Source organism: Ruegeria sp. CDSA034 (genome assembly GCF_059612275.1).
On the sequence record NZ_JBXWQH010000003.1, the window covers coordinates 31,994 to 47,258 of the forward strand.

At 58.7% G+C, this 15,265-nt stretch carries 13 protein-coding genes; 3 read left to right on the plus strand and 10 right to left on the minus strand.

Features of this window, described 5'->3' with window-relative positions; genetic code table 11:
• Window positions 1-15 precede the first annotated feature (15 nt).
• Window positions 16-1,068: a tRNA 2-selenouridine(34) synthase MnmH gene (gene mnmH / locus AC2FLJ_RS06925; RefSeq protein WP_496704990.1), complete on the plus strand. Its 1,053-nt coding sequence runs from the start codon at window positions 16-18 to the stop codon at window positions 1,066-1,068.
• Here the strand turns inward: mnmH and selD are convergent.
• The 7 genes from selD to AC2FLJ_RS06960 are packed head-to-tail and all read right to left on the minus strand — an operon-like array spanning window position 1,059 to window position 9,151.
• A complete protein-coding gene (gene selD, locus AC2FLJ_RS06930) occupies window positions 1,059-3,218 on the minus strand; it encodes a selenide, water dikinase SelD (protein ID WP_496704991.1) in 2,160 nt (719 codons plus the stop codon). The two genes, mnmH and selD, sit on opposite strands and share 10 nt — an antisense overlap.
• 5 nt (window positions 3,219-3,223) lie before the next feature.
• The gene (locus AC2FLJ_RS06935) at window positions 3,224-3,610 is read right to left on the minus strand and encodes a Na+/H+ antiporter subunit G (protein WP_496697043.1); all 387 of its coding nucleotides are present in this window, start codon (window positions 3,608-3,610) and stop codon (window positions 3,224-3,226) included.
• Window positions 3,611-3,617: 7 nt separating this feature from the next.
• Window positions 3,618-3,887, minus strand: a complete 270-nt coding sequence (locus AC2FLJ_RS06940; RefSeq protein WP_058274196.1) for a K+/H+ antiporter subunit F — start codon at window positions 3,885-3,887, stop codon at window positions 3,618-3,620.
• Window positions 3,884-4,384 carry a Na+/H+ antiporter subunit E gene (locus AC2FLJ_RS06945; RefSeq protein WP_370247519.1) on the minus strand — a complete coding sequence of 167 codons (501 nt, stop codon included), beginning with the start codon at window positions 4,382-4,384 and terminating at the stop codon, window positions 3,884-3,886. The genes AC2FLJ_RS06940 and AC2FLJ_RS06945 overlap by 4 nt, the downstream gene beginning before the upstream one ends.
• Window positions 4,381-5,925, minus strand: coding sequence for a monovalent cation/H+ antiporter subunit D (locus AC2FLJ_RS06950; protein WP_496697040.1), 1,545 nt, complete (start codon window positions 5,923-5,925; stop codon window positions 4,381-4,383). The genes AC2FLJ_RS06945 and AC2FLJ_RS06950 overlap by 4 nt, the downstream gene beginning before the upstream one ends.
• The gene (locus tag AC2FLJ_RS06955) at window positions 5,922-6,281 is read right to left on the minus strand and encodes a Na+/H+ antiporter subunit C (protein WP_058274194.1); all 360 of its coding nucleotides are present in this window, start codon (window positions 6,279-6,281) and stop codon (window positions 5,922-5,924) included. The genes AC2FLJ_RS06950 and AC2FLJ_RS06955 overlap by 4 nt, the downstream gene beginning before the upstream one ends.
• Window positions 6,281-9,151: a monovalent cation/H+ antiporter subunit A gene (locus AC2FLJ_RS06960; RefSeq protein ID WP_496704994.1), complete on the minus strand. Its 2,871-nt coding sequence runs from the start codon at window positions 9,149-9,151 to the stop codon at window positions 6,281-6,283. The genes AC2FLJ_RS06955 and AC2FLJ_RS06960 overlap by 1 nt, the downstream gene beginning before the upstream one ends.
• A gap of 275 nt (window positions 9,152-9,426) precedes the next feature.
• Here AC2FLJ_RS06960 and AC2FLJ_RS06965 point away from each other — a divergent pair, with 275 nt between their 5' ends.
• Together AC2FLJ_RS06965 and AC2FLJ_RS06970 are read left to right on the plus strand one after the other, a co-directional pair.
• Entirely contained in the window at window positions 9,427-9,843 is a 417-nt protein-coding gene (locus tag AC2FLJ_RS06965) for a rhodanese-like domain-containing protein (RefSeq protein ID WP_496704996.1), read from the plus strand.
• Window positions 9,840-10,655 (plus strand): CE1 family esterase, encoded by an 816-nt coding sequence (locus AC2FLJ_RS06970; protein WP_496704997.1) that lies wholly within the window; start codon window positions 9,840-9,842, stop codon window positions 10,653-10,655. The genes AC2FLJ_RS06965 and AC2FLJ_RS06970 overlap by 4 nt, the downstream gene beginning before the upstream one ends.
• Here AC2FLJ_RS06970 and mdoH read toward each other — a convergent pair whose 3' ends face one another.
• From mdoH to AC2FLJ_RS06985, 3 genes are read right to left on the minus strand one after another with little or no spacing between them, the layout of a single operon-like run.
• Window positions 10,656-12,524 (minus strand): glucans biosynthesis glucosyltransferase MdoH, encoded by a 1,869-nt coding sequence (mdoH, locus tag AC2FLJ_RS06975; protein WP_496704999.1) that lies wholly within the window; start codon window positions 12,522-12,524, stop codon window positions 10,656-10,658. It lies immediately after the preceding gene.
• Window positions 12,521-14,020, minus strand: a complete 1,500-nt coding sequence (locus AC2FLJ_RS06980; protein WP_496705001.1) for an OpgD/OpgG family glucan biosynthesis protein — start codon at window positions 14,018-14,020, stop codon at window positions 12,521-12,523. The genes mdoH and AC2FLJ_RS06980 overlap by 4 nt, the downstream gene beginning before the upstream one ends.
• On the minus strand, window positions 14,017-15,234 hold the full coding sequence (locus tag AC2FLJ_RS06985) for an OpgC family protein (protein ID WP_496705003.1): 1,218 nt from the start codon (window positions 15,232-15,234) through the stop codon (window positions 14,017-14,019). The genes AC2FLJ_RS06980 and AC2FLJ_RS06985 overlap by 4 nt, the downstream gene beginning before the upstream one ends.
• Window positions 15,235-15,265: the final 31 nt, after the last annotated feature.

Below are 15,265 nucleotides of genomic sequence, written 5' to 3' on the forward strand. Positions count from 1 at the left end.
GGATAGACCTCTGACATGGTTCTGAAATTCGACAGTTTGCCCGATCTATTTGCGCATGAATTTGACACGGTGATCGACGTGCGCAGCCCGGCGGAATTTGACGAAGACCACCTTCCCGGTGCAATCAGCCTTCCCGTTTTGGACAACGAGGAACGCGCCCGCGTCGGCACGATCTATGTTCAGGAAAGCCCGTTTCTGGCCCGTAAACTGGGGGCCGCGCTGGTGTTTCGGAATGCGGCCAATCACATCGAGAACAGCCTGTCCCATAATGAGGGAGGATGGCGACCGTTAGTCTACTGCTGGCGCGGCGGGCAAAGATCGGGCTCGTTCACATGGATGCTACAACAGATCGGCTGGCGGGCCGAAGTGGTCGAGGGTGGCTATCGCACCTATCGCCGGTTGGTGAAACGGTATCTCTATGATGACCCGCTGCCGCATCACCTGATCGCGCTGGACGGATATACCGGCACGGCGAAGACCGAACTATTAGTGCATCTTGCGGCTCGCGGCGTTCAGGTTCTGGATCTAGAGGGGCTGGCCAACCACCGTGGGTCCTTGCTGGGTGATATGCCCGGTGGACAACCCAGCCAAAAGGCGTTCGAGTCTGCCCTGTCCGCTGTGCTATGTCGTCTGGACATGTCGCGCCCGGTGGTGGTCGAGGCGGAGTCGTCCAAAATCGGGTCTCTGATCCTGCCGCCGACGCTGTGGGCAGCCTTGCGCCAAGCCCCTCGCATCCAGATAACAGCCTCCGTTCAGACGCGTTCGGACTACTTGGTATCCGCCTATGATGACGTTCTGTCGGACTCTGACCGCCTGCGCGACCGCCTTTCCCCGCTGCGGTTTCACCGCGGGCATGACGTGGTGGACGGTTGGCTGGACATGATTGACGCTGGTGACAAACGCGCACTGACTCAGGCGTTGATCGAGCAGCACTATGATCCTGCATATGCCAAATCTGCCCGAGTGCGCAGTTCAGACGTTATCGCGAAAATCCATGCTTCGGCGCTGGATCATGCTGGCTTGTCTGCAACAGCAGCGCAGATCGAAGCCATCCTGGATCAGGTTTGAACCCGAAGCCCCGGTGCATCGGTCATGTGCCCAATGATTACGGCAGGATATCCCGCTTCGCGCAAAGCTTCGCAGATAATCTGCTCTTGATCTGCTGGTACCGCGGCCAGCAAGCCTCCGGCTGTCTGAGGATCATACAGCAGGTCCGCTTTGCCGCCCGTCGGTAATTCGGGCGTAATCGCGCGATTGTCTTCGAATAAGGTTGACCGGATGCCCTGCGCGGCCAGTTCCAGCGCGCCATCCATTACCGGAACTGCCTCCAAATCCAGGGTGGCACCACAACCCGAGGCCTCGGTCATGCCCAGCAGGTGCCCTGCCAGACCAAATCCCGTTACATCGGTCATCGCATGTGCGCCTGCCAATATTTCCGAAGCCCTGCCTTGTGGCTGCACCATATGTGCAAGGGCCGCCGCAACCCATTCGCCTTTTGCTGCGCCCGCCATCTCTGCTGCCATCAGAACGCCACTGCCCAATGGTTTGGTCAGGATCAAGGCATCACCGGGTGTCGCGCCGGACAGTGTGATCGGGTCGGCGTCGCACAGACCGGTCAGGGTGAACCCGATCGTCATCTCGTCACCCATCGAGCTGTGGCCGCCGACAATCTCGGCCCCGGCGTCACGGATGACGTCGCTGGCCGTGGCCATGATCTCGGCCATGGTGCGACGCTGAAGGGTTGGCGACATGCGGGGCAGGATGATCGTCGCCGTGGCGGCCTGTGGGCGGGCCCCCATGGCCCAGATATCCCCAAGGGCGTGAACCGCTGCAATGCGTGTCATCAAAGCGGGATCGTCCACGAAGCCGCGCAGATGGTCCGAGGTCATGACCTGCCGGGCACCCCCGGTCTGTAACAGGGCAGCATCATCGCCGGGCAGTGGTGTCACATCCGCACGAACTGGGGCTGGCAGATCGGCAAGCGCGGATTGCAACGCGCCGCGCCCGACCTTGGCACCGCAGCCCCCGCACATGGGTTTGTCGCCCAAGGCTTCAGTCAAACCGGCCGCGTGATGGCGCGGCAAGGACGGAGGCTTCATCTGCGGCAGGTTGCGAAACTTGTCCATAAAGCTTTGATCGATGTGGTTTTTCCATTTCCACATCAACGGCCCGCTGAACGAAGTCCCAAGCCGTTCTCCCAATGCAGACTTGCCGCCTAATGAAATCAGCTTGAGGTAATCTTTTTGCGGCTCATACCGCCGCATGGCATCTGACCCTAAGGCGGCCCTTAGGTTTTGGAACAAAACGGGGGCCTCGCGGACTGCATAGACACCTGCTTTGGGGCGGGGATTTTCGCTCAGATGTACGCAGTCACCCGCCGCAAAAATGGCGGGGTCGCTGGACTGCAGGTGCCCGTCGACGCGGATGAAGCCGTCCTGAAGGTCCAGCCCTGTATTCGCGATCCAGTCATACGGTTTTGCACCGGCTGCGCCGGTCACAAAGCTGGCCGGGATTTGGCGGCCATCCTCTAGCGCGACGTGATCCTGAGCGATGTGCGAAACAGATGCCTGTTCGACCACTTCGATACCCAGATCAGCCATCGCTTTGCGAATGGTCTGCGCGGACTTGGGATGGGTCGCCGTCAGGGCACGTGCGTTGTCAATCAGGGTCAGGTGCGCGGTGCGCCCCTTGGTGCGCAAGGCAAAGGCCATAGCCATGATAAGCTCAGCCCCGGCGACCCCACCGCCAATCACCGCGACCGTAGCATCACCTGATCCTTCCAAGTACTCTGCCCATCTGGCAGCAAACGGACCCAGCGGTTTGGCGGGAACGGCATGCTGGTCAAAGCCGGGCAGGGCTGGCATGTCCGATGTAATTCCAACATTGACCGATGCTACATCAAACGCCACCGGAGGACGGTCTGGCACATGAACCTCGCGCCGGTCTGGGTCGATGCCGGAAACCGCGCCCAGAATGATCCGCGCGCCGGCAAAGCGGGCTAGTTTGACCAGATCTATGTTCAGGTCCTGACGTGCGTAGTGCCCGGCGACAAAGCCCGGCAGCATCCCCGAATATGGCGCCGTGGGACCGGGGTTGATCACCGTCACCCGCGCGCCGGGCAGGGGGTTCATGCCCCACTTGCGCAGCAACAAAGCATGGGTGTGGCCCCCGCCAATTAGAACCAGATCGCGGGTTAAGGGCAGCGGTGGGTGGTGCATCAAACTCAGGACTTGCTGTGATCAGGGACGTCTTCGACTTGCTCAACCGCGTGCGTGGCCCAAAGTTCATCCTCGCCCGCATCTGGCAGATCGCTGGGTTTTTCATGGCGGTGAATGTGCCATTTGGCAATGAACAGGGCCGTGATCGGCGCCGTCAGGAACAAGAACAGTGTGATCAGAAGCTCGTGCAGTGACAGGTGCTGTTCGATCAGAACCGAGTGGCAGATCGATGCCAGCAACACGCCACCCACGCCCAGGGTCGTCGCCTTAGTGGGTGCGTGCAGGCGCGACATAGGATCTTTCAGCTTGATCATGCCGTAGGACCCGACAAAGCCGAAGATACCTGAAACAACTAGGAAGAAGGCGATCAGAAGTTCTATGGTGAAACTCATACCACCCTCACTCGATGATATTGCCACGCAGCATGAAGCGCGCGTAGGCAACCGTTGAGACAAAGCCCAGCATGGCGATGATCATGGCGGATTCGAAGAACACTTCGGTTCCCAGAGTCAGACCATAGAGGATCAACAGCGCGATCGTGTTGATGACCATCGTATCCAGAGCCAGAACGCGGGTGCCGACGCCGTCCGCGGTGATGATCCGCCAAAGGCACATCATGATGGCCGCGCCAAAGCAGGCGAATGCAAAGGCGATTGCAATGTCGATCATTCGAAAATCTCCTTCAGGCGACGCTCATAGCGGCTTTTGATCTGGTCGCGCACTGCATCAGGATCGGGGGCATCTAGACAATGCACCAGCAGGTTATGCCCCTGTGCGGACAGATCGCTGCTGACGGTTCCGGGGGTCATGGTGATCGTACCCGCCAGCACTGTGATAGCTTCAGGTGTGCGCAATTCCAGCGGGATCGAGATCCAGGCCGGCTGACGATCTGCGTCGCGTTTAAACAGGATAATCCGGGCAACGGTGATGTTCGCGATCACGATGTCCCAAAGCACAACCAGGATGTATTCAACGACCATGGGCCAGTTGCGCAGCTTTGGGCGATCAGGCCAGTAGGGCTGAGTGATGAAGGGAATGATGATGCCCAGGATCAGGCCAAAAACCAGCGAATTCAGCGTCAAGTTATTGGCCAGCAGGACCCACACGATGGTCAGCAGAAACGTCAGATGCGGGTGCGGAAATATTCGGTGCAGAAGTCTGATCATGTGTCGCCTCCCAATACGGCTGCGATGTAGTTCTCAGGTGTGAACAATTGCTCGGCCGTTTTATTGGTATACTCCAGCGCAGGTCCCGCAAACAGGGTCAGCAGCACTAGGCCGATCGCCATTGCGCATACGGCGGTGAAAGCCAGCCCGGGGTTGGGCTCGGGCGCAGGCGCGGGCGGGGTTTCTTCTTCGTTTTCAGGGTCCATTTCCGTGTTGTGCTGGGCATCATGGCTTTTCCAGAAGATCAACGAGCCCGCTCGGGCAAGGCCAACAATAGTCACGAAGGAACCGATCAGGATTACGGCCCAGATGGCGTTTGCATCCGGTGCGTCCCGTGCGGCGTCCAGCACCAGCAGCTTGCCGACAAAACCCGATAGCGGCGGCATACCCGCCAGTGCAATGGCACCCACAAAGAACAGAGCCGATATCAGACCCGTTTGCGGCATTGGTGCAGTTGGAGCAATCGCGCCGCCCCGGCGCTCCATCACCAGATCGGCAACCAGGAACATAAGCGCAGTGGCCAAGGTGGAATGATACACGTAATACAGTGCCGCCGCTGTGGCCGTTTCCGTGAACAGCGAGATCGCAATCAGCAACGTTCCCATCGAGGTGATGGCACAGAACGCCACCATACGCGCAATATGCTGTGTGCCCAGTATGCCGATGGCACCAACGGCCAGCGTCACCAAAGCGGCGGGTTGTAACCAAGCGCCAACAAGGCCCTGCGTAGCCTCAACCTCTGGGCCGAAGCCCAGCGTGTACATCCGCAGGATCGAGTAGGCGCCGACCTTGGTCATGATCGCAAACAGGGCGGCCACGGGCATGGGTGCACTGGCGTAGCTCGCCGGTAGCCAGAAGTGCAGTGGCAACACAGCGGCTTTGATGCAAAACACCAGCAGCAGCAAAACCGCACCAACCCGCAGCAGGGCGGTGTCATCTGCAGGCAATTCGGCCACCCGCACGGCCAAGTCGGCCATGTTCAACGTTCCGGTCACAGCATAAAGCGTGCCTAAAGCAAACAGGAACAGGGTGGACCCCAGCAGGTTATAGGCCACATATTGCACCCCGGCTTTCAGCCGTACTGCACCGCCCCCATGCGTCATCAGGCCATAGGACGCGATCAACAGAACTTCGAAGAACACGAACAGGTTAAAGGCATCACCGGTCAGGAATGCGCCACAGACACCCATCAGTTGAAAGTGGAACAGGGCGTGAAAATGTTTGCCCCGGTCGTCCCAGCCTGAGGCGATAGCATAAAGCACGATCGGCAAAGCCAACAGTGCAGTCAGAAGCACCATCATGGCCGATAGCCGGTCCAACACCAGAACGATGCCAAAGGGCGCAGGCCAGTTGCCCAGTTCATAGACCTGAATGTCGCCACCCGCGGCCTGTGCGGTGATGGTCAGGGCAATACCAATTAGGGCCACCACACCGGCAACCGAAAAGATGCGCTGCAGGTCCAGGTGAAAGCGCAGGACCATGATGATGAACGGGGCCAGGATCGCGGGCAGGACGATTGGCGCAACGATCCAATGGTTCATGCGTCTTCTCCCGGCGCGTCGACGCTGTCATTGGCGTTCATGTCGATATGGTCATCCTTCGAGGACAGGTAGGCGCTGAGCGCGATCATCACGATCACAGCGGTCATTCCGAACGAGATCACGATGGCCGTCAGCACCAAAGCCTGCGGCAGCGGATCGGTATAGGGCACCTCTTTGTATTTGTTCAAAACGGCAGGCGCGTCCAAAGCCAATCGGCCCGTTGCGAACAGGAACACGTTCACGGCGTAAGTCAGCAGAGACAGACCCAGAATGACAGGGAAGGTCCGGCGGCGCAGGATCAGGAATATCCCGGCAGCAGTCATGACGCCAACGGCAGAGGCTACGAGCGCTTCCATCAGACCTGCTCCTTGTTTTCTTCTTCTTGCGGCGGATTATCCCGCAATGGGTTGATATCCATCGGGAATTCCTGCGCCATACCCGGTTGCCACGCAAATCGGGACAGGCTGTCCAGCGCCAGCATCACCGCCCCCAGAACAGCCAGGAAGACGCCGGTGTCGAACAGGATGGCGGTGGCCCATTCGAACTCTTCCAGCGGTGGCCAGTGAATATAGCCAAAATCGCTGGTCAGGAACGGACGATCGTTAAACCACGCACCCAGACCCGTAGCGGCGGCAATCAGCACGCCCCAGCCAATGGAACCATGGTAGTAGAACCTTTGGCGTTCGATGGCCCAAGTATAGCCGCTTGCCATGTATTGCATCAGGAAGGCGATTGCGACGACAAGGCCCGCGATGAAGCCTCCGCCCGGCTGATTGTGGCCCCGGAAAAAGATGTAAGCCCCGACCATCAGCGCGATGGGCATCATCATTCGGGTCACGACCACCATCATCAACGGATGCGAGTCCCCCGACTGTGGCCAATGCGGTTTCCTGTTCAGCAGATAGCTGCGGACATTGGTGCCCAGAACGGCCTCGGTCAGGGCAAAGATGATAAGCGCGGCAATGCCCAGAACGATGATTTCGCCAAAGGTATCAAAGCCCCTGAAGTCCACGAGGATGACGTTGACCACATTGGTGCCGCCACCACCTTTGTACGAATTCGCCAGATGGAATTCTGAAATCGTCGGAAAGGCAAAATCCCGCAGCAGCAGCGCATAGATCAGCGCGCCCGAACCAATGCCCGCCACGACTGAAATAGCCGCGTCGCGCCAGCGGCGCGCAGCGCTGCTGTCCCACGGCGTATCCGTGGGCAGGAAGTTCAGCGACAGCAGCAGCAGGATCATGGTGACCACTTCGACCGAGATCTGCGTCAGCGCCAGATCCGGGGCGGACAGATAGTTGAAGGCCATCGAAACGATCAGGCCGACAACACCAATCAGCACCAGCGACAACAGGCGATTGCGGTGGAACCACATAATCGCCAGCGTTGCACCGACAAGGCAGATCCATCCGATAAGCGGAATAATCTGAATGGGCAGCGCCTCCCGCGTTTCGAGTCCAATCGTGCCGGTTGTATAGGCATAATAACCCAGCGCGAGGGTGAAACCGATCATAACGATCGCGTAACGGCTGAGGACGCCGTTATGCAAAGTATCGGTGATCAACCGACTGAGTTTTGTCAGCACGCCAATCACAGTGTCAAAGATCACCTTGGCCTCGGGACGCGGCAAAGCATTCCAGATTTTCTCTTCATGCCGATGCAAGCTTAGCAGGAACAAACCGCCCAGTGTCGCGACCACGGACATATAGAGGGCAGGCGTAAAGCCGTGCCACAATTTCAGCGAATAATACGGCAGCTTCTCACCGCCAATGACCGCGCTGGACACAACAGCGACCAATGGGCCCACGATGGCGGCAGAGTTCAGCCCGATCAGTACCACCAGCACGACAAGGAAGGCAGGCGCCAACCATAGACCGACGGGTGGATCATGCGGATGGGCCGGGTAATCATGCCGCTCCGGGCCCAGGAACACGTGGCTGACAAACCGGAAGGAATAGGCCGCTGAAAACAGCGCCGCCAACAATGCCAGACCCGGCACAAGATAATGAGAGTGCAGCCATGTGGTGTGAACGGTCTCTTCCAGCATCATTTCCTTGGACAGGAACCCGTTCAGGGGCGGTATGCCCGCCATCGACAGCGCAGCGATTGTGCCAATCGTAAAGGTGATCGGCATCAGATGACGCAGACCACCCAGACGTTTGATATCCCGCGTACCGGTTTCGTGATCCACGATCCCTGCGGTCATGAACAGCGCAGCCTTGAACGTGGCGTGGTTGATGATGTGAAATATCGCGGCTACGGCGGCGATCTTTGTGCCAAAGCCTAGCAACATGGTGACCAACCCCAGATGCGACACGGTCGAAAACGCCAGAAGGGCCTTGAGGTCATCCTTGAACAGAGCGATCACCGCGCCCATCAGCATGGTGATAAGTCCAGTTGTGGCAACAATGTAGAACCAAGCGTCGGTGCCGGCCAAAACGGGCCACATGCGTGCCATCAGGAACAACCCGGCCTTCACCATGGTGGCCGAGTGCAGATAGGCCGAAACCGGTGTCGGGGCCGCCATGGCGTGGGGCAGCCAGAAATGGAATGGGAATTGCGCCGACTTGGTAAAGCAACCCAGCAGGATCAGGATCAACGCGGGCAGGTAATATGGCGACGCCTGGATCAGCTCTTTGTTTTGCAAAATTACGCTTAGGTCATAAGACCCGACGATATTGCCCAGGATCAGCATCCCGGCGATCATCGCCAACCCGCCAGAGCCGGTCACTGCAAGCGCCATCCGCGCACCTTGACGTCCTTCGGGCAGGTGTTTCCAATATCCGATCAACAGGAAGGAGCTAAGCGATGTGAGTTCCCAAAAGATAAGCAAAAGCAGTATGTTGTCGGACAGAACAATCCCGACCATCGCGCCCTGAAACAGCAGAAGATAGGTGTAGAACTGCCCCATCGGGTCCTCGCGCGACAGGTAGAACCGTGCGTACAGGATGATCAGCAACCCGATCCCAAGGATCAGCAGAGCAAACAGGAAACCCAACCCATCCAGCATGAAATTCGCGTTCAACCCAAGGGCAGGTATCCACTCGAACCGCGCAGTTACAACGTCGCCTCGCATCACAGACGGGATGTGGATCAACAGACCCATCAGCGCCAGAAATGTGGTCAACCCAGCAGCAGAAGCAGCTGCATTTCGTCCTGCCCTGATCAGAAGAGCTGGAAAAACAGCGCCGAGAAAAGGAAGGGCCGCAATGAGGAATAGGGACAAGTGCGATACTCCGTTCTGGGCGGTCAAGTAGTACTGATTTTGTAAGGATAATTTTCTTACTGTCCAGCTAATACAACTCATTTGCCGCGCGCCAACACAGCGAGGCTGCGGCTTTTGCCTGCAAAAATGACGTGAACTTGAACTGCCAGGATAAATTCGGCGCGGATTCCAAATCTGCGCTGTGATAGAAACCCGGAGTCAGGTCAGGAGGGTGCGACGTGGCCCGAAACTTAAACCGATCCCGCAGGTGGATCTTGATTGGAGGCTGTGCCGCAGTGGCGGGGGGATTTGCGATACGCGAATACCGGCTTATTCCGCCTGACTATTCGGGACGGCAACTTAGCGTGCAGGATGCACATACGCAGGCCGTGGCCGGGGACGTGTTGTTGCTGGACATTCGCACCCCGAAAGAGTGGCAGTCCACCGGGATCGGAGAGGGCGCGAAATGTTTGGACATGCGCCGTGACGATTTCATTCCCGCTCTGACGCAGCTCGTCAAAGGTGACAAGGGCGCGGCAATTGCGTTGATCTGTGCGCGGGGCGTGCGTTCGGCGCGGTTGAGCAACCGGCTGACCGAGGCAGGATTTACGAATATTATTGATGTGCCCGAAGGCATGTTGGGGTCGGCCGCTGGGCCGGGATGGGTACGCGCCGGATTGCCGGTTCGCGACTACGACAGGAGTGCAGTATGATCCGGGAATTAACACTGGCAACGGGTTTGGCGCTGGTCGGGCAGTCGGGGCTGGCCGCCTGTGCCGATCTGGAGGGTATGTGCGAAACCGCCTCAGGCGGATACCATATCGAATTGCCCGAGGATGAGAATCCGCCACTGGTGGTGTTTCTGCACGGCTATGGTGGCACCGCCACCGGTACTTTGAAAAACCGTGGCATGGTGGAACCGCTGCTGGCGCGCGGGTATGCGGTGATGGCGCCAGAAGGGTCGGAGCGCAACGGGCGGCAAAGCTGGAACTTCTTTCCGGGTTGGGAAGGTCGCGATGAAACCGCCTTTTTGACCGAGGCGGTTCAGGATGCTGCGGATCGGTTTGGCGTTGATACCGACCGGGTTGTCCTAGGTGGGTTTTCGGCTGGTGCTTTCATGGTTTACTACCTCGCCTGCGCCGCGCCCAATACGTTCTCGGCCTATGCGCCTGTCTCAGGCGGGTTCTGGCGCCCGGACCCTGAGGCGTGCGATGGCCCGGTTCGGATGTTCCACACCCATGGCTGGACGGACAACGTGGTGCCTTTGGAAGGGCGATTGCTGGGCGGTGGCCGGTTTCATCAGGGCGATATCTTTGCCGGGCTCGAAATTTGGCGCATCGCTAATGGCTGTATTGATACAAAGCCCAGCGGGTTCTCGACCACCGGCTCTTTCATGCGCCGATATTGGAGCGGATGTGACGACGGCAGCGCGCTGGAGTTTGCGCTGTTTCCCGGTGGTCACATGGTGCCCAAAGGCTGGGCTGATATGATTATCGATTGGTACGAAGGTTTGCCGGGTGGGTGATCACTCGGCCGGAGTCATCACGCCCTTACCCTCGATCACTTTCTTCAGCTCATCCCTGTAGCGACGGGCCGAGCGTGTGATTGCGGGCTCGTTATAGTCCTCTTTCATGCCAACCATACGGCGGGCTGCTCCGGCCGATACGCCACTGAGCGCGGACAAAGGAATCGCAAAGGCAAGGCTGATCGCAATCGGGGCCAACCAGACTGATACAAGACCGGACAGGATGCCCACGCTAAGGGCCGCGCCGCTGATCGTTTCGACCGTGTGGCAAAGGATCAGCGTGCGCAGACCATAGCTGCCGCCATCCCGCGCCTGTGGGGACCAACCCTTTTGGATACCAAAGGTGGTGCGAATGACGGCGATCATCTGTTGCACCATCAGAATGGGGGCGTAGAGGATCGACAGAACAACCTCGGCCAGGAATGAGGTCAGGAACTTGCGCCCGCCACCGAATTCGGCATAGCGCACTCCGCTGAGTGGCAGGGCCAGAACACCCAAGACCTTTGGCGCAAGCAGCATCGCATACATGACCAGAATGATCAGCACATGGCGGGTTTCCGTCATCTCAGGCCATTGCGGGAACAGTGGATTGTCTGGGCTGAAATAATGCAGGACCGAGGCATCCTCACCCTGACCGATCAGCGCCCACATCACCAGCAGCGCAAACCAAAGCGGCGACATCAGATATCCGACTGCGCCGTGGAACATGTGGAACCGTGACACCGACTGGAACCCGGCTGAGCCCAACAGTTTCAGGTGCTGCAAATTGCCCTGACACCAGCGCCGATCGCGCAGGGCGTGATCAATTAGTGTCGGCGGCGTTTCTTCATAGGACCCGCGAATGCGGGGCAGGAACCGCACACCCCAACCGGCCCGACGCAACAGACCGGCCTCGACGAAGTCATGGCTCATGATCAGTTTTTCCTGACCGTTCAATGCCCGCAGTTTCGGCAAACCCGCGCAATTGGCGAATGCTTGGGTGCGGATAATGGCGTTATGACCCCAATAGTTGCCTTCCTGCCCGCACCAGCGTGCAAGCCCTTCGGCAAAAGCAATCCCATAGACGCCATTGGCGAATTGCTGCATCCGCGCAAAGACCGATTGCGCACCGATCAGCTGAGGATAGCTCTGAATCAATCCTGCGCCCGGATCGCGCGCCAGCGCGTCGGTCAATCGGGCGATGGCGCGACCGGTCATCAGACTGTCTGCGTCCAAAACCAGCATCGCATCCCACTCGGCACCCCAGCGGCTGACCCAGTCGGCGATGTTGCCAACCTTGCGGTCGGTGTTTTGTTCGCGACGGCGGTAATACAGTTCCAGCCCGGGGGCGAGGGTGGTGCGCAGCGCCTCGACACTGGCTTGCTCCTGTGCGGCGATCTCGGGGTCGCGCGTGTCCGAGAGGATGAACATGGCATAGTGATGCTGCCCACCGCGCGCCTGCAAATCTTCAAGCATGGTCCGGGCATTGCCCAGCACGTTCCAGGGAACCTCGTTATAGACCGGCATCAAAAGGGCGACACGCAACGGCTGGGCGCGACCCTGACGTACGGGACGCTCCTGCCGGGACAGGGAGACCATGCCCAGCAACACAGTGCAGACCGTGAAGGAGATCCAGAAGAAGTTGAATGAAATCAGTGCCAGAAGGATGGCCTCGATCAGGTTGATGCCTTCGGCGTCGAACCAGTCCGTCATCACCCATAACAGTCCCAGCGTCGCCGCCATTGCGGGCGAAAACGCCAGCGCACGCCAGAACCCGGCCGAGGGACGTTTGGCATCAGGAACCTGTGCATCCCGAAACCCTGCGCTGAAATCCTGCGCGGGCATGGCCAGAGGCGTCTCGGGCGGCATGATATGAAGATCTCTGGTCATGAGGTCCAACGGTATAGCCAGACCTCAGAGGCTGGCTGTTTGTCTTTCAGCAACTGCGCGCGCAATTCGACATGGTCGCGGTCGCCGGGCTCGAACGAAAACGCCAGCCGCAAACCGCCTGTGTCGGGGTTGCGTTGCAGCACACCTTCGGATGTTTCGGCATGCGGCGAGTCTACGAAAATGGTCATCGCCTCTGGGTCGTTGAACAGCTCGCTTTCTTCAAAATCGATGACGGCCAGACGCCCTTCACCAAACGTGTTGTCGCCCATCGCGGTGTTGATCACGCGCGCCATCGGTGTGCGCTGGGGCTCATCCCCCCAGATCAGGCGATAGGACAGGTCGACCTGGCTGCCAGCCGTATAGGGTTCGGCAGGGCGCCAGTAGGCAACGATGTTATCGTAGATTTCCTGATCAGCCGGAATTTCAACCAGCGTGACGGCACCTTTGCCCCAATCCGCACCGGGTTCGACCCACAGGCTGGGGCGCTTGTGGTAATTCGCCTCAAGATCCGCGTAATCCGAGAATTCACGCTTGCGCTGCAACAGGCCAAAGCCGCGCGGGTTGGTGTCGACGAACGACGAAATCTGCAGGCGGGTTGGGTTCGCCAATGGCCGCCACAGAACCTCTCCAGCACCGTTGCGCACCAACAGACCATCGCTGTCGTGTACGGCAGGGCGGAAGTCGTCGAACCGGCTGTGGTTGGTCTGATCGAACAGGAACATCGACGTGCCGGGGGCGATACCCACATGCGTCAGCTCTTCGCGTGGGAACAGCGTGGCTTCGATATCCATCACACAGTCCGCACCGGCGGTGACATTGAACCGATACGCACCGGTCACGCTGGGGCTGTCCATCAGCGCATGGACGACCATGTCGCGCTGGCCGGGTTTTGGGCGTTCCAGCCAAAATCGGATGAATTCGGGGAATTCCTCTCCACCCGGGTCGCCGGTTTTCAGGGCCAGACCACGGGCGGAGAGGCCATAGACCTCATGCAAGCCAATGGCGCGGAAATAGCTGGCTCCTTGCCAGACGCAGAACTCATCGGTCTTGCCGGGACGGTGCATTTCGGTGCGCAATCGCAGGCCGGAGAAGCCCAGCGTGTCGTCGATTGGCAGTTCCGGGACGTCCTCGGATTTGTCGAACATCTCCAGATCAAACGCGACCGGAGTAGCCATTCCATTTTCAACGGTTTCAACTTTAACAGTGCGCGGGAAGTACAGGCCTGGTGTGAAAAAATCGACGTTGAAAGGCGTTTCCGTTTCATACCAAAGCGCGCGGTCCAGCCGGAACCGGATCGAGCGGTATTGCTGGTACGTCAGATCCTGCCATTCCTGCGGCACCATCTCGCGTTCCGCATAAGGTCGGCTGGCCAGATCTCGGGCCATCTCAATGACGACATTGCGGTCAAATGGGACCTCACCGCCCGTGGCAAAAGTTGCTGGCGCGAATGCAAGCGCCGAAGTTGAGATCAGAAATGCGCGACGTGTAAAATTCATTTCTTAGACTTCCAAGGTTGTGACTTAAACCAAGCGGCCATGTATGCCACGCCGATGATCATCGCAAAGCCAATCATGTTGGCGACGAAAACACTGGCAACATCCCGCCCACTCAGGTCCAGACCGACGCCGATAAGTCGTGCTGCAGCCATCGAAAATACGAACACTGCCAATGATTGTTGCCCAACTTTGGCGATGACGGTCAGCAGGAATTGCCAGACTTTGGCCGCGGTACCCTGACCGGTTGCAATCAGGCGATGCCCATGTTCCCCGGCGACAACCCAGCCCAGATAGGCGAGTGACAGGAAATGCAGATAGCGGAACAGGCCAAAATCGGTTTTGTCGCGGAACTCTTTCGTCACGGGCCAGACCTTGCGGATTTCGTCAGCCAGATCGGGGGCCGCTGCGTTGATCCATGTGAATACCTTCCACGAACCAAAGGGCATCGAGAAGATCAGGAACAGTGCTGCCGCCCAGATCAAGGTTTTCGATACCGGGGGGGCAGGTATCCAGCCGCGCATGAAGGCGAAACCAGTAAAGAACAGCAGTTGCCAGCCAAAGGGGTTGAAGAACCACTGCCGCTCAGACCACGGTTCGGCTGGGAGGTCCAGAATGTCGGTCTGTGCGACCAGCCAGATCGCGACGGATGTCCCAGCGACGGCCCAGAAACCGAACCGGTAGAGGCCCATAAACATGGGCATCATTGCCAGAACCACCAGATACATCGGCAGGATGTCGAAATAGTTCGGAACATAGGTCAGCGTGAACAAACCCACGATCTGAGGCGCAGGATCGTTGAAGAAGTGCTGCAGGTTCAAAGACGAAACGTAGGTCTTTTCGAACAGCCCTGATTGATCCAGCGCCGCCATTGACATGGCGACAAAGAAGAACAGGCAAATATGCGCCCAGTAGACCTGCCAGATACGGAACGACACGCGGGCCGTTCCAATCCACCACCCCTTGCGCAGGAACGCTCCGCCAAAGGCAATCGCCGACGCCATGCCCGAGCAGAACACAAAAATCTCGGTCGCGTCCGAGAATCCAAACCGCGCGGGAATCCACTTGGCCCATGGATCGTTCGGGATATGTGCGATCAGGATGATGAACATCGCGATGCCGCGATAGAAATCCAGGCGCGGGTCGCGCGTGCGGGCAGGGGCCGCCGCAGAGGCAGCCACTGGCGCAAAATCAGAAGCGGGCGAAACTGTCGCCATACGTATTCTGTCCTTCTTGGTCTTAGTTTTT

Excerpts from the sequence above, each read along its gene's own strand:
- AC2FLJ_RS06940 (WP_058274196.1), bottom strand. The coding sequence starts at position 3,887 with ATGATCGACATTGCAATCGCCTTTGCATTCGCCTGCTTTGGCGCGGCC.
- mnmH (WP_496704990.1), top strand. The coding sequence starts at position 16 with ATGGTTCTGAAATTCGACAGTTTGCCCGATCTATTTGCGCATGAATTT.
- AC2FLJ_RS06945 (WP_370247519.1), bottom strand. The coding sequence starts at position 4,384 with ATGATCAGACTTCTGCACCGAATATTTCCGCACCCGCATCTGACGTTT.
- AC2FLJ_RS06970 (WP_496704997.1), top strand. The coding sequence starts at position 9,840 with ATGATCCGGGAATTAACACTGGCAACGGGTTTGGCGCTGGTCGGGCAG.
- mdoH (WP_496704999.1), bottom strand. The coding sequence starts at position 12,524 with ATGACCAGAGATCTTCATATCATGCCGCCCGAGACGCCTCTGGCCATG.
- selD (WP_496704991.1), bottom strand. The coding sequence starts at position 3,218 with ATGCACCACCCACCGCTGCCCTTAACCCGCGATCTGGTTCTAATTGGC.
- AC2FLJ_RS06950 (WP_496697040.1), bottom strand. The coding sequence starts at position 5,925 with ATGAACCATTGGATCGTTGCGCCAATCGTCCTGCCCGCGATCCTGGCC.
- AC2FLJ_RS06955 (WP_058274194.1), bottom strand. The coding sequence starts at position 6,281 with ATGGAAGCGCTCGTAGCCTCTGCCGTTGGCGTCATGACTGCTGCCGGG.
- AC2FLJ_RS06985 (WP_496705003.1), bottom strand. The coding sequence starts at position 15,234 with ATGGCGACAGTTTCGCCCGCTTCTGATTTTGCGCCAGTGGCTGCCTCT.
- AC2FLJ_RS06935 (WP_496697043.1), bottom strand. The coding sequence starts at position 3,610 with ATGAGTTTCACCATAGAACTTCTGATCGCCTTCTTCCTAGTTGTTTCA.
- AC2FLJ_RS06980 (WP_496705001.1), bottom strand. The coding sequence starts at position 14,020 with ATGAATTTTACACGTCGCGCATTTCTGATCTCAACTTCGGCGCTTGCA.